Origin of the sequence: Nocardia seriolae NBRC 15557, assembly GCF_007990715.1 — a bacterium.
Taxonomy (GTDB): Bacteria; Actinomycetota; Actinomycetes; order Mycobacteriales; family Mycobacteriaceae; genus Nocardia; species Nocardia seriolae.
On sequence record NZ_BJWY01000079.1, the window covers coordinates 1 to 11,813 of the forward strand.

At 67.2% G+C, this 11,813-nt stretch carries 10 protein-coding genes and 1 pseudogene; 6 read left to right on the forward strand and 5 right to left on the reverse strand.

All coding sequences use genetic code 11. From position 1 onward, the window contains the following. Positions 1 to 225 precede the first annotated feature (225 nt). Positions 226 to 1,491, reverse strand: coding sequence for an amidohydrolase family protein (locus NS2_RS22575; protein WP_052086734.1), 1,266 nt, complete (start codon positions 1,489 to 1,491; stop codon positions 226 to 228). Between the two features lie 79 nt (positions 1,492 to 1,570). Further along, positions 1,571 to 2,257, reverse strand: coding sequence for a GntR family transcriptional regulator (locus tag NS2_RS22580; protein ID WP_197707828.1), 687 nt, complete (start codon positions 2,255 to 2,257; stop codon positions 1,571 to 1,573). Positions 2,258 to 2,444: 187 nt separating this feature from the next. On the opposite strand from NS2_RS22580, the gene NS2_RS22585 reads away from it, so the two are divergent. From NS2_RS22585 to NS2_RS22605, 5 genes and pseudogenes are all read left to right on the forward strand, one after another. Continuing rightward, positions 2,445 to 3,188, forward strand: a complete 744-nt coding sequence (locus NS2_RS22585) for a sulfite exporter TauE/SafE family protein (protein WP_033089419.1) — start codon at positions 2,445 to 2,447, stop codon at positions 3,186 to 3,188. 33 nt (positions 3,189 to 3,221) lie between these two features. Then, positions 3,222 to 4,421, forward strand: a complete 1,200-nt coding sequence (locus NS2_RS22590; RefSeq protein WP_033089420.1) for an amidohydrolase — start codon at positions 3,222 to 3,224, stop codon at positions 4,419 to 4,421. 80 nt (positions 4,422 to 4,501) lie between these two features. Then, positions 4,502 to 5,029 (forward strand): annotated as a pseudogene (locus NS2_RS38255) (ABC transporter ATP-binding protein); the annotation flags it as partial. Between the two features lie 313 nt (positions 5,030 to 5,342). Then, complete coding sequence (locus NS2_RS22600) at positions 5,343 to 6,218, forward strand: ABC transporter permease (protein ID WP_096490605.1); 876 nt, start codon at positions 5,343 to 5,345, stop codon at positions 6,216 to 6,218. Between the two features lie 49 nt (positions 6,219 to 6,267). Continuing rightward, on the forward strand, positions 6,268 to 7,401 hold the full coding sequence (locus tag NS2_RS22605; RefSeq protein WP_143161361.1) for an ABC transporter substrate-binding protein: 1,134 nt from the start codon (positions 6,268 to 6,270) through the stop codon (positions 7,399 to 7,401). Here the strand turns inward: NS2_RS22605 and NS2_RS22610 are convergent. The 3 genes from NS2_RS22610 to NS2_RS22620 form a co-directional block, all read right to left on the reverse strand. Next, positions 7,385 to 8,791, reverse strand: coding sequence for a phenylacetate--CoA ligase family protein (locus NS2_RS22610; protein ID WP_147207279.1), 1,407 nt, complete (start codon positions 8,789 to 8,791; stop codon positions 7,385 to 7,387). The genes NS2_RS22605 and NS2_RS22610 overlap by 17 nt on opposite strands. A gap of 66 nt (positions 8,792 to 8,857) precedes the next feature. Then, positions 8,858 to 9,427 (reverse strand): DivIVA domain-containing protein, encoded by a 570-nt coding sequence (locus NS2_RS22615; RefSeq protein ID WP_033089422.1) that lies wholly within the window; start codon positions 9,425 to 9,427, stop codon positions 8,858 to 8,860. Positions 9,428 to 9,525: 98 nt separating this feature from the next. After that, a complete protein-coding gene (locus tag NS2_RS22620; protein WP_052086737.1) occupies positions 9,526 to 10,191 on the reverse strand; it encodes a TetR/AcrR family transcriptional regulator in 666 nt (221 codons plus the stop codon). Between the two features lie 55 nt (positions 10,192 to 10,246). On the opposite strand from NS2_RS22620, the gene NS2_RS22625 reads away from it, so the two are divergent. Next, positions 10,247 to 11,740 carry a flavin-containing monooxygenase gene (locus NS2_RS22625; protein WP_033089424.1) on the forward strand — a complete coding sequence of 498 codons (1,494 nt, stop codon included), beginning with the start codon at positions 10,247 to 10,249 and terminating at the stop codon, positions 11,738 to 11,740. Positions 11,741 to 11,813: the final 73 nt, after the last annotated feature.

Sequence of the window (11,813 nt, forward strand, 5' to 3'; positions counted from 1 at the left end):
TGCCGTATCCCGCCGATCCCGGCCCGCGGACTGCACGCATCACCTTCTCGGGACAACCCCACAAGGTTCTTGCTGCATGACGCCGGGATGCCGTGGCTGATCTCGCGGTGTGGGGGCTGGGGCTGCTCGCTGCGCTCGCAACCCAGCCACCCCCTCTCCCTCATCCAGGCGTCCTTGTCTTTCTTCTTTTCTCTTTCGGTCTTTTGGCTCTTCGGTCTTTTGCTTTTAATCGTTGGGTTTTGGTGCTTCGAGTGAGTGGGTGCGGGTGGTGCGGGCGGTTATTCGGCCAGCTTTGAAGACGTAGTTTCGGTCGGGCCGGTCCAGAAGGGCGTCGGCGATGCGGTGGGTCGAGAGGATTACGAGGTCGGCTTGGGCGCCGATTCGAAGGCCGTAGCGTTCAGCGATTCCGATTGCTCGGGCGGCATCGTCGGTGGCCATGGCGAGAATTCGATTCAAGTCTTGCGGGCCCGATAGGTGGGCGGTTTGAGCGAGGAACAGTCCGACGTCGAGCATGTCGGCGTTGCCGTAGGGCGTGAAGGCGTTGCGGATGTTGTTGGAGGAGAAGGCGGTCGTGATGCCCGCCTGCCAGAGTTCGCGGATCGGGGCTATGCCGCGACGGACGTTGGTCGTGTCGGAGCGGCCGCCCAGGTGCATGTCGGTGGCGGGGAGCGGGATCACCGAGATTCCCGCGGACGCCAGGTGTTCGAGGGTTCTGGCTCGATCGGCGGGTGGAAGGGCGGCCAGGGATGTCATGTGGCCGAGCGAGACTCGGCCCTGGCGGCCGGTGCGTTCGGTGACCTCGGCGATGTAGTCGGCCATGGCGTAGCGGGGGTCGGTGGCATCGTCGGCGAAGTCGGCGTGGATATCGAGCGGGACGTCGAATTCGAGGGCCAGATCGAAGATCAGGTCGATGTGGCGGCGGCAATCCTCGACCGTGCGTTCGTTGTAGGCGCAGCCGCCGAGGACATCGGCTCCCGCGTAGAGACTCTCGCGGAGCAGGCCGAGGGTACCGGGAGATTGCAGGATGCCCTCCTGGGGGAAGGCGACGATCTGGAGGTCGAGCGCCTCGCGGTATTCCTCGCGCAGGTCCAGCAGCGCGGTGACGCCGCGGAGGCCGACGATCGGGTCGACGTCCGGGTGGGCGCGAATCGCGGTGGTGCCATTGCCGATTGCCATATCGAGGACCCGCCGCGCCCGGTCGCGAATCCCGCTGACCGTGAAGCCGCGTTTGAGTTCGGCGGTGACGTTGGTCGCTCCGGAAAGCGTGCCGTCGGGATTCGCCTTCTCCGAATCGAGCAGTGCCTTGTCGAGGTGCAGGTGGGATTCGATGAGTCCGGGTATGACCACCCTTCCCGCGCAATCGATTTCGTACTGGCCCAGGTCGGTGAGCCCGGTCCCGACGGCGGTGATCACACCGTCGGTGATGGCGATGTCGACCAATTCCGCATCGTCGGCGATACGTGCGTCCCGCAGGACCAAATCCACCGTCATGACAACCTCCCGGAACAAAGTGACTACTTTGTATACGAGAGCCGTGTTTCGTCCCGGGACGGGAATTGCTGCGCCGGTGTTACAAAGCCCGCGACGCCGAACTCGCCTGTCCCGCACCGCTATCGGAGCACTTCCGGAACCGATAGGCCGACGCCGCATGCGAAATGTGCGCGGCCACCACCGCGGCCGCCCGATCCGGATCCCCGGCCTCGAGCGCCGCGCAGATCTCCTCGTGCTCGCGCCACGAATCCCCGGCCCGCCGCGGCAATTCGACCGAGTACACCCAGGCGATCTTCCAACTCAACTGCATGGTCAGCTGCGCCAGCAGCGTGCTGCCCGAAGCCTCCGCGAGCACCTCGTGGAACCGGCTGTTGAGCCGCGCCAACTCATCCAACCGCCCCGCCGCCACCGCATCCTGCCCCAGCGCCGTCAATTCCTTGAGCCGCCCGAGCTGCTCCGGAGTCCGCCGCACCGCCGCCCGCGACGCGCACAACGGTTCCAGCCGCGCCCGGATCTCCAGCAGATCGGCCGCCTCCTCCTCGGTGAGTGCCGCCACGAACACCCCCGCATACGGCCGTGACGAGGCGAATCCCTCCGCCTGGAGCGTCCGCAGCGCCTCGCGCACCGGCACCCGGGACACGCCGTGCCGCTCCGCGATCGCCTCCTCGGTCAGCCGCTGACCCGGGCTGTACGCGCCACGAATGATGTCGTCACGAATGGCGCGGCACAGCTGCTGCGGTGTCATGCGCCCGGCGGTGCTGGTCACGGCGTCCTCATCCGGCGATCGGTGAAACAGGGCTTTGCATACGATCCATCGTGGCCTCGCCCGACGGGATCCCGCAAATCTACTGCACCGCCAGCGCATAAGCGGGCCAGACTGTGCCGCAGTACTTTCAGCTCGCTGAGCTGCGGCGGTTTGTATACGATGCGCCCATTCTGTCCGGAAGGATTTCATGGATCCCGCGCATCTCGTCCTCCTGTCCGCCGCCGGTTTCGGGGCGGGCGTCTGCAATGCCCTCGCCGGCGGCGGCAGCCTGCTGTCGTTCCCCGCCCTGCTGGCCACCGGTCTGCCACCGGTAACGGCGACGGTCACCAACTCGGTCTCGGTCTGGCCCGGCTACCTGGGCGGGGCCGCCGCACTGCGAAAACGTCTCGACGAACACCGAACCCTGGTACCGGGATTGGTGCTGACCGGTGTGGCCGGGGCCAGCGGTGGCGTCATCGCCCTGCTGGCCGCACCGCCCAAGGTCTTCGCCGCGATCGTGCCGTACCTGATCCTGTCCGCGACCCTGCTGTTCGCCGCCCAGCCCGCGGTATCGCGCAGACTCGCCGCCCACGGCGGCGATTCGCGCCTGCGCTTGTTCGCGGGCGTGTTCCTCGGCGCGGCCTACGGCGCGTACTTCAACGGCGGTATGGGCATCGTGCTGCTGACCGCCCTGGCCCTGGGCATCGACGCCTCGATCACCGGGCTCAACGGCCTGAAAAGCCTGCTCACCCTGACGGTTTCGACCACCGCCATGCTGACGGTCGCGGTGTTCGGACCGGTGCAGTGGTGGGCCGTAGCGGTACTGGCCCCGGCCTGTCTGCTGGGCGGAGTGGCAGGCGCGCGGCTGGCGGACCGCCTGCGCCCGAGCGTCTTCCGATCCGTGGTCATCGTGTTCGGCCTCGGTGCCGGAACCGCCATATTGCTGTCCTGACCGAATCTTCGCAGACCCCAGGTGGTATCTCACATGAACGATCTCCTGCTGACCGGCGGCCGCCCGTGGACCCCGGGCAATCCGGTGACTCCCGCCGATATCCTCATTCGTGACGGCCGCATCGCCGCCATCACCCCCGGCCTGACCGCCGACGGAATGCCGTCCGTGGATCTGGCCGGGGCCCTGGTATTCCCGGGCTTGGTCGACGCGCACTGCCATCTCGACAAGACCATGTACGGCGGCCCCTGGGTCCCCAACACCGGCGGCCGCACCCTGGCCGGTCGCATCGCCAATGGCGAGGGCCGCCGCGACGAACTCGGGCTGCCCAGCCTCCACTACGCCTCGAACCTGCTGGGCGCCATGGTGTCCGGCGGCACCGCGCACGTCCGCAGCCACATCGATATCGATCCGGAGATCGGTCTGCGCGGAGTGGAGGCGGTGCGCACCGCGGCCGCCCGGCACGCCGATCGGGTCGACGTGCAACTGGTCGCCTTCCCGCAGGGCGGCCTGCTGTCCCGGACCGGAACCGCGAAACTCCTCGAGGCCGCGCTCGCCGAGGGCGTGGAGGTGATCGGCGGCCTGGATCCCGCGGGTGTCGACGGCGATCCGGTCGGCCAGCTGGATCTGCTGTTCGGCCTGGCCGAGAAGTACGGGGTGGGAATCGATATCCATCTGCACGACCGCGGCGCACTCGGAGCCTGGCAGTACGACCTGATCGTAGCGCGCACCAGGGCGACCGGCCTGTCGGGCCGGGTCACCATCAGTCATGCCTACGCCATGGGCGAGCTCCCGGCCGACGAGCAGCGGCGCATCGCCGAAAGTCTTGCCGAGGCAGGAGTTTCCATGGTCACCTGCGCGGTCGGCGACGCCCCGGTGGTGCCGGTGCGAGTGATGGCGGCGGCCGGAGCGCGCCTCGCGCTGGGCAATGACGGCATCCGCGACCTGTGGACCCCTTACGGCGATGGCGACATGCTGCGCCGAATCATGCAGGTGGCCCTCCGCGATCGGCTGGTCGCCGACCCCGAGATCGAATCGGCGCTGCCGGCCGGAACCTACGGAGGCGCTGCGGTACTGGGCGTCGGCGACTACGGGCTCACCGTCGGATCGAACGCCGACCTGTTCGCCGTGCCCGCCGAAACCCCTGCCGCCGCGGTAGTTTCGGTCCCTCCCCGCAGCCTGGTCGTCAAACGCGGCCGCGTGGTCGCCCGTGACGGTCACCTGCTCGCCGACTGATCGGCCGCTGATCGTATACGAAACAATCGTGTAATCGCATGGACCGCAACCGGCAATGAGCCGCCGATAGAACTGTGACCATGCGCACCACCCCTGCGCCAGCCGTCGAAGGCCAAGGCCCGGACGGGAATACGGAGGCCGCCCACGGCGGCAATGTATACACCGACCCCGCCCTGGCCTTCCACGACGTCGGCCTGACCTTCGAGAACGGCACCCACGCCCTCGACGGCATCCACATCGCCATCCGCCCCGGCGAATTCGTCTCCCTGGTCGGCTCCTCGGGCTGCGGCAAGTCCACCCTGCTGCGCCTGGCCGCAGGATTCGAAAAGCCCACCACCGGAACGGTGTCCGTGGCCTCCGCCAAGGTCGGCTACGTCTTCCAGGAAGCGACCCTGCTGCCGTGACGCTCGGTGCTGCGCAATGTCGAACTGCCCGCCGAACTCGCGGGCACCGACAAGAACACCCGCCGCGCCGCCGCCCGGTCAGCCTTGGACCTGGTCGGTCTGACCGGCTTCGAGAACCACAAGCCCGCACAACTTTCCGGCGGCATGCGTATGCGCGCCTCCATCGCTCGCGCCCTGACCGGAGCCCCCGAACTGTTCCTGTTCGACGAGCCCTTCGGCGCACTGGACGAGATCACCCGCCAACGCCTGAACGAAGAGGTGAGCGCCCTGTACCGGCGATCGGCCTTCACCGGAGTGTTCGTCACCCACTCGGTGGCCGAGGCGGTGTTCATGTCCACCCGCGTGATCGTCCTGACCGGACGCCCGGGCCGGGTGGCGGCGGATATCGCAGTGCCCCTCGACTTCCCGCGCAAACCGGACTCCCGCTACGCGCCCGAATTCGGCGCGATCGCGGCACAGGTCTCGGCGGCCCTGCACGAGGCCGAAGGCGGCAGGCGCAGCCCCGGAGGCGGGCCGCATGACCGCCGCGACCGCAGCAACCGCCCTGATCATGACCGAAACCGACAGCGAGACCGCACCGCGGCCCGGCCCGCGAAAGCTCCACTGGCCCTTCGTCATCGCCCCCATCCGGGTACTCGCTCCGATGCTGGTCTTCGCGTTGGTCATGGCGGCTTGGACCATCGCCAGCCATTTCCTCATCCCCGCCGAATCCCGCTTCCTGCTGCCCTCGCCCGAAGCGGTGATATCGAAGGGGCTGCTCGATGCCGCCACCCGGACCGAGATCCTCTCGGCCTTGGCGTCCACCGTGCAGATCGCGCTGGTCGGCCTGGCGATCGCCATTGTGGCGGGTGTCGGGTTCGCGGTGATCATGAGCCAGGCGCGGTGGGCGGAGTACTCGCTCTACCCGTATGCCGTGATTCTCCAGACGATTCCGGTGCTGGCGGTGGTTCCGCTGTTCGGCTTCTGGTTCGGTTACGAGTTCGGCAGCCGCGTCATCGTCTGCGTCATGGTGTCGCTGTTCCCGGTCATCACCAACACCCTGTTCGGCCTGAAATCGGTGCAGCCCGCCGAGCACGATCTGTTCACCCTGCACGGCGCGAACCGGTGGCAGCGGCTGCTGAAACTGCAACTGCCCGCAGCGCTTCCGGCCATGATCTCCGGTTTCAAGATCTCGGCGGGGATGGCGGTGATCGGCTCCATCGTCGCCGATTTCTTCTTCCGGCAGGGCGAGCCCGGCATCGGCCGGATGATCGACGTCTACCGCCAGCGCCTGGCCACCGAGGAGCTGCTCACCGCCCTGCTGCTGTCCTCGCTGGTCGGCCTGATCCTGTTCTGGATCTTCGACTTCCTGGCGGGACACGTGGACCGTGCCCACGGCAAGCGCGCCGAATAGTAGCCGAACCGCTTCTCCCGCAACCTGTTTCAACCCTCAAGGAATGCTCGTGAACAAACGTGTCCTCGCCGCTGCCGCCGTCCTCGGCAGTGTCGCACTCACCGCCGCTTGCGGTGGCGGCACCACCGCTCCCAAGCCCACCGGACAGGGTGCGCTGGCCGGTGTCTGCCCGTCCACCATCGTCATCCAAACCGACTGGTTCGCCACGCCGGAGCGCGCGGCCGCCTATCGACTCGTCGGCCCCAACGGCACCGTCGACGTCAAGAAGGGCGCGTACTCCGGCCCGCTCGGCGACACCGGCGTGAATGTCGAAGTGCGACTGGGCGGCCCGTTCCTGGGCGGCCAGCCCGTGCCCGCCCAGATGTACCAGGACAACTCCATCACCCTGGGCCTGGTCCCCACCGACGAGCAGGTCCGGGCCAAGGCCAAGTTCCCGCTGACCGGAGTCTTCGCCTCGCTGAACAAGAACCCGCAGATCGTCATGTGGGATCCGGCCACCTACACGGTCAACTCGTGGAAGGACATCGCCGCGACCGGCGCTCCGATCCTGTACTCCGAGGGGAAGATCTACATGGACTACCTGATCGCCAACGGGTATGTGAAGAAGGAACAGGCCGACGCCTCCTACGACGGCACCCCGAGCCGCTTCGTCGCCGAACACGGGCGAGTCATGCAGCAGGCATACGTCTCCAACGAGCCGTACCGCTGGGAGCGCGACGTGAAGGGCTGGCAGAAGCTCACCGGCCACCTGCTCGTCGCCGACGCCGGTTACGAGAGCTACCCGCACGCCTGGTCGGTCCGCAGTGGCGAACTCGACAAGCTGCGCCCCTGCCTGCAGAAACTGGTCCCGATGCTGCAGCAGTCCGAGATCGACTACGTCACCAACCCCGACGTCACCAACGCGGCCCTGCTGCGCATCGCCCAGACCATCCTGGACGGCCCGCCCATCACCGCGGGCGGCAATGCGGCCTCGGTCCCGACGCAGCTGAAGGAGAAGATCGTCGCCAATGGCACCGGCAGCACCCTGGGCGGTTTCGACCTCGACCGCGTCGATCGCGCCATCGCCCAGGTGACCCCGCTGCTGCGCGCCAAGGGCCAGCAGGTCCCCGACAATCTGGCGGCCGCCGACCTGGTGACCAACGAATTCATCGACCCGGCGAAGGGTCTCAAACAGCAGGGCTGACCGGTCGCGTGTAGCGGTGTTTGACGCCCAGCGGGAAATACCCCGGATCGCCGTGCGGGAGCAGGACGATCCGGGGTAGCTGGCGTTCGGCTGGGACGTAGTTGGCGAATTCGCTGTTGAGACGACGCAATTCGATCCGCACCGACTCCGCGATCCGCTCGCGGAGATCGGCCGGAGGTGCGGCGGCCGGAGCGAGTTCCACGGTCACCAGCAGACTCCGGTCACGATCGGCGCTCTCCTCGACCTCCAGCACGAACTTCCCTGTGAGGTGATCGCTGATCCCCGGCCGCTCCAAACCGACGGTGATGTTCTCCGGATAGACATTCGCCCCGTAGAACGAGACCGTGAAATGACTGCGGCCGAAGACATAGACGAACGGCTGCTCGAACCCGGTCACGGTCGGTCGCAAATCATGCTCGGCGAGAAACTCGAGCATCCGCCCGTGCGAGATGACACCGCCCTCATCGGCAATGTGATAGCGGATCAACGGGATTCCGCTGTCACCCGTCACGGCCAAGGTCCCGTCGATCTCCTCGAAGAATCGGTGCAGCGGGTCGTACTGCGCGAGAGTCGGCAACCTCGAGGCCCCGAAAAGCTCGCGCGCGACATCGGGCCGGGCCGCCAGCAGCCGCCGTATCTCCACCGACAGCGGCGTCTCATTGGCCAGCACCCCGCCGTCGGCGGTCCCGTACAGCGAGGCGATCGCGGTCCCCGCATCGATCCCACCGGCCCGCTCCGAAACCAGCGTCCGCCACTCCTCGCTGAAAACCTCACCGGCCGTGACGATCTTGATCGCGTACTCCGCCCACGGAACGCCCTCCGCGCTCCCGGTATCGATCACGTCCTTGATGAACGGCGGATACCCCAGCAGCACGACCTGATCGAAATACGGTGCGAGCGTGCGGATCACTCGCAGAATCTCGTCCTTGTTGTTGCCCGGCGCGACGCTGGTCACCGGATACCCCCGCCCGGCCAGCTCGCGCACGCACCCCAGCGTGAACAGCCCGCCCACCCAGGTGCCGAGCGCGAAACACACCACGGCCAGCGTCTTCCGCTCGTCCGCGCGAAACGCGTCCCGGAAGATCTGCTCGAACCGCGCCGTCGTGCGCCGCTCGTCCGCGATCGACCGTGGCCACGGCGTCGGTTCCCCGGTCGACCCCGACGACATGGCGATCACATCCCCGATCCGCCCGTCCCGGCACAACTCCGGCAGCGGATACCGCCGCAGATACCCGGGCTGGTCGACCAACGGCAGCTTGGTGAAATCCGCGAAGGAGGTGACCGCCGCCGCTTCGATGCCGTGCTCGGCCAGGAACCTCCCGTACGCGGGCACGCTCGCCGCGACCCGCTGGAACAGCTCCACTGCCGCCGCCTCGGGTTCCACCGTCATCGTCCCGGCCTCCTCGGATCGCCCACGCCTGCCCCGACGATAGGTGAGCACTGCCCTCCGGGCCGCCTAATGCCGGGTCGCTTCGGAATTCTCGAGCTGATGCACCACCAGATCGAGGAAGGCGTCGACCTCCTCGCGGTGGTAGGCGGGTTCGCCGGCGGGCGCGAGATGGAAGGTGGTCTCCTGAATGTCCTTGGCGGTGAGCCCATTCGGCCCGTGGTGGGCCAGGGTGGCGGCCAGCCGGTCGAGGAAGGCCCCCACCTCCTCGGCCAGATAGCCCCGGAAACCGAACGGGGGCGCGGAGAACCGGATCCGCAGCACGTCGTCGTGGGTGAGCGGGTCGTGGGTGCGGCCCGCGGGTAGGCGACTGCGGCCCCGGCGTAGGTTCTCGAGTTCGACGCACAGGTGGTCGAGGAAGTCGTCGACCTGCTCGATGTCGTACCCGTACCGCCCGGGCGGGGGAGCGTCGAACTCCGCCAGCCGGATCTCGGCGATGCTGAGGTGATCGCGCCCCACCATGGTGTCGGCGATGCGCGCGCAGAAGGCGTCCACCTGGGCGGGGTGATAGCCGTGCTGCCCGGACGGCGCGTGGCCGAAGCGGGTGCGGCGGACGTCGTCGGGGGTCACTCGCGACATTGTGCCAATGGGTTCATGTCCGAATTTCCTCCGCCCCTTGCGGATCCGGCCGCATCGGACAAACGGGTCTGTTTGCCGTGCCTCGGTGTCGCGGTCGCTCAGTGCTTGCGCACCCCGTCGATGAGCAGATGCCGGATGGCATGGCTGAGATCGTCGACCGCCCGCGCGTCCGGCGTCCGGATCCCGTGCAGGATGGCCGCCAGCAGCATTCCCGTCACCGCCCGCGCGGTGTTCGCGGTATCGAGATCCGCACGCAGATAACCCCGTTCGACACCGTGCTCCAGATATCCGGCCGTCAGCGAGTCCGCGGTATCGAGCAGCCCGTACAACCGCATGGTCAGCTCGGTGTCGATCCCGGTGGCCTGGAACAGCAGCAGCTGCGCCACCCGCTGATCCTCGAGGAAGATCCGATTGAGCGCGTCGCCGATCCGGTCCACCTGCGCCCGGTACTCCTCGAGACTGTCGGCGGCGTCCGGCGCGTTGTCGGTGCCCAGCGATTCGATGATCCGCGCCGCCAGATCGTCGATGACGTGGTCGATGATGTCGCGCTTGTTCTCGAAGTACCGGTAGAACGTCCCGTGCCCGATGCCCAGGTGGTTGGCGATGTCGGCGATCCCGGTCGAGTGATAGCCCTTCTCGGCGAAACACGCGAACGCGGTGTCGATGATCTCCTGCCGGAGTTCGGCCTTGCGCCGTTCGATTCTCGAGGATGGCTTCGTCACAGGCCCGATGATACGGTGATCACAAACGGAATGAGATGTCATTCCGTGACGTGTGCATCACTACAGAGTTCATGAACACCATTGCGGGAGGTTCGGCGTGGCACCTCAATACGACGCCATCGTGGTCGGCGCCGGATTCGGCGGTATGGGCGCGGGCATCGAGCTCGATCGGCTCGGCCTGAGCAATTTCGTCATCCTCGAGCGCGAGGACGATCTGGGCGGCACCTGGCATGTGAACCACTACCCGGGTCTGGCCGTGGACATCGCCTCGGTCACCTACTCGTACTCCTTCGAGCCCAACCCGTACTGGTCGCGGCTGTTCGCGCCGGGTTCGGAGCTCAAGAAGTACGCCGAGCACGTGGCCGACAAGTACGACCTGCGCCGGCGCATGCGTTTCGACACCGTTGTCGGCGGCGCGCGCTGGGACGAGGAGCAGCAGGTCTGGGTCGTCGCCATCGAGGGCGGCGAAGCCCTGACCGCGCGCTACCTGATGACCGCGACCGGATTCCTGTCCCAGCCCTACACCCCGCCGTTCCCGGGCATCGAAACCTTCGCGGGCAAGATCATCCACCCCACCGCGTGGGAGGACGACTTCGACCTGACCGGCCGCAAGGCCGCCATCATCGGCACCGGCGCGACCGCCGTGCAGTTGATCCCCGAGGTCGCCAAGAAGGCGCAGGCGCTGACCGTCTTCCAGCGCACCCCGATCTGGGTGGTGCCCAAGTTCGACACCGCCATCGCGCCCAGCGTGCAGAAGCTGTTCGCGCGAGTCCCGTTGACACAGAAAGCCGCCCGCCTGGTGAACACCTCCATGCTGGAGGCGCTCATGGTCGTCGGCGTGCTGCACTTCAAGCAGGCAAAGCTGCTGAACAAGGGCGCGGGCGTGCTGGCGAAGGCGCACCTGCGCAACTCGGTGCGCGACAAGGAGACTCGCAAGAAGCTGACCCCCGACTACGACTTCGGCTGTAAGCGGCCCACCTTCTCGAACACCTACTTCACCACGTTCAACGAGCCGCACGTGCGCCTGGAGACCAACTCCATCGACCACATCGAACCCGACGGCATCGTCACCGCCGACGGCCACAAGACCGAGATCGACACCCTGATCCTGGCCACCGGCTTCAACCTGTGGGTCGTCAACTTCCCGGCCATCGAGATCATCGGCCGCGACGGCCGCAATCTCGGAAAGTTCTGGCGCGACAACCGTTTCCAGGCCTACGAGGGCATCACGATCCCGAAGTTCCCCAACTTCGTCAGCCTCAACAGCCCCTACTCCTACAGCGGCCTGTCCTACTTCACCACCATCGAGGCGCAGATGAAGCACATGGCGCGCCTGTTCGGTGAGATGTTCCGCCGCGGCGAGCAGGTCTTCGAGGTGACCGAGCGGGCCAATACCGAGTTCCTCGATCGCGTCACCGACAAGCTGGGCGCCTCGGTGTTCTACGGCGGCCAGTGCGCGACGGCGCGGAGCTACTATTTCAATCAGCACGGCGAGGCCGCCCTGCTGCGTCCGACCAGCACCCTGAACGCCCATCGCGAGGCGTCCAGCTTCCCGCTCGACGACTACACCTACGGGGTCAAGTCGGCCTGAGCGGGACTGCGCGGTCGGCATAGTCGGCGGCCGACCGCGCAGCCCGGCGCGAACTGCCGAGACATCCGAAGAT

Coding starts and splice junctions, on each gene's coding strand:
- NS2_RS22575 (WP_052086734.1), bottom strand. CDS start 1,491: ATGACGGTGGATTTGGTCCTGCGGGACGCACGTATCGCCGACGATGCG.
- NS2_RS22585 (WP_033089419.1), top strand. CDS start 2,445: ATGGATCCCGCGCATCTCGTCCTCCTGTCCGCCGCCGGTTTCGGGGCG.
- NS2_RS22590 (WP_033089420.1), top strand. CDS start 3,222: ATGAACGATCTCCTGCTGACCGGCGGCCGCCCGTGGACCCCGGGCAAT.
- NS2_RS22600 (WP_096490605.1), top strand. CDS start 5,343: ATGACCGCCGCGACCGCAGCAACCGCCCTGATCATGACCGAAACCGAC.
- NS2_RS22610 (WP_147207279.1), bottom strand. CDS start 8,791: ATGACGGTGGAACCCGAGGCGGCGGCAGTGGAGCTGTTCCAGCGGGTC.
- NS2_RS22615 (WP_033089422.1), bottom strand. CDS start 9,427: ATGTCGCGAGTGACCCCCGACGACGTCCGCCGCACCCGCTTCGGCCAC.
- NS2_RS22620 (WP_052086737.1), bottom strand. CDS start 10,191: ATGACATCTCATTCCGTTTGTGATCACCGTATCATCGGGCCTGTGACG.